Source organism: Thermoplasmata archaeon, from assembly GCA_038729465.1.
Taxonomy (GTDB): Archaea; Thermoplasmatota; Thermoplasmata; order Thermoplasmatales; family ARK-15; genus JAVRLB01.
In genome coordinates this window covers 1-1,679 of sequence record JAVYRZ010000001.1, presented here as the reverse complement: position 1 = coordinate 1,679, position 1,679 = coordinate 1, and the positions used below count along the sequence as shown (strand labels likewise).

The 1,679-nt window shown below is 38.2% G+C and carries 2 protein-coding genes; both read left to right on the top strand.

Annotated elements, in window-relative coordinates:
- Positions 1–1,099: MFS transporter (locus QXQ25_00010; GenBank protein ID MEM0160096.1), on the top strand; the 1,099-nt coding region annotated here is incomplete at its 5' end.
- Between the two features lie 95 nt (positions 1,100–1,194).
- A partial coding sequence (locus QXQ25_00005; GenBank protein ID MEM0160095.1) for a TFIIB-type zinc ribbon-containing protein occupies positions 1,195–1,679 on the top strand: 485 nt, incomplete at its 3' end.

Below are 1,679 nucleotides of genomic sequence, written 5' to 3'. Positions count from 1 at the left end.
CTATCTTTTAAGATCTGGATACTCTGCATTTTTTGTGGGCATTGTGGTTACAGTTGCTATATTAAGCAGTGTGTTTTACAATATTCTAATAAGTAAATATGCTGACTCTTTCGGTAGAGGCAGAAGCCTTATACTGCTCTCTTTCATGATGGCTTTATCAGGTATAATATTTGCGTTAAATATAAACAACTATTTTATAATGATTGCCGCTTTTATAGGTGCGATCAGTGTTACAGGCACTGAAACTGGACCATTCTTGAGCATTGAACAGGCAGCATTGACCAAGTTTGCAAGCGCTGAAAAAAGAACTTTGATGTACAGCACTTACAACTTTATAGGATACACTGCCATGGCTGCTGGATCTTTGTTCAGTGGCCTGCCGGGGTTCTTAAATAACTTTAATTTGTATTATCTGCTCTTCTATGTTTATGCTACAATAGCATTGATTCTAGCGTTGATCTATTACCTTCTGGGCTCAAAATTGGAGCTGGATAACAAAAAAGATATTCAAAAACCTATAACTCCAGAAACAAAAAAGATCATTATCAAATTGTCTGCACTTTTTTCAATGGATGCTTTTGGCGGTGGTTTTGTCTTACAGAGTTTACTGGCGCTATGGTTTTATTCAAGATGGGGTCTACACCTTAGCTCTCTTTCAGTGCTGTTTTTCGTATCTGGAATAATAACAGCGCTCTCTCTATTCTTAGCCGCTAGAATAGCTAAAAAAATAGGACTGTTGAACACTATGGTGTTCACCCATATCCCATCATCGATATTTTTAATATTAATACCTTTCTCCCCCACAGCAATAGGATCTGTAATATTTTTATTTGCCCGTCAATCACTGTCACAGATGGATGTACCCACTAGACAATCCTACATGATGGCGATTGTAAAACCTGAAGAGAGAACTGCTGTTGCTGGGTTGACAAATATTCCAAGATCGATAGCTCAAGCTTCGAGCCCGGCACTGTCCAGTTTCATGATCCAGGTTGTTCAGTACTCTATCCCGTTTGTCGCTGGCGGATCTATAAAAATTTTATATGATATCCTGATATTTTTTACGTTTCGGAAAATCAAGCCTCCGGAAGAAAAATAACAGATAAGTTTATCTATTTTTTGCTATTTTTATAGAAAAGAATATATACTACAATATATACTGACTACTATTATCCTCTCAAGTGGTGGCTGTTTATGCAGAAAAAAAACATAGAAGAACATGTGGTTGTATGCCCTGAATGTGGATCCACTCATCTGATTCGTGACTATGAACGAGGAGAATTAATATGCCAAGACTGTGGTCTTGTCATTGATGATAGTTACATAGATCAGGGCCCTGAATGGCGTGCTTTTGATGCTGAGCAAGATGATAAACGTGCTCGTACTGGCGCTCCTATAAATTACCTTACTCATGACAAAGGTCTTGCTACAGAGATCTCATGGTCTAACAAAGACTCTTACGGGAAGAGAATACCGCACAGAAACAGAGCCCAAATATACAGGGTTAGAAAATGGCATCAGAGAATAAGAGTCAGCAACTCTGCAGAGCGAAATCTGTCAGTAGCCCTGCAAGAGATGAAAAATATTACGATAAAGATGAAATTACCTAAAGATGTTGAAGAAACTGCTGCTGTAATTTACAGGAAGGCAGTGTTCAAAAATCTAATACGGGGAAGAAG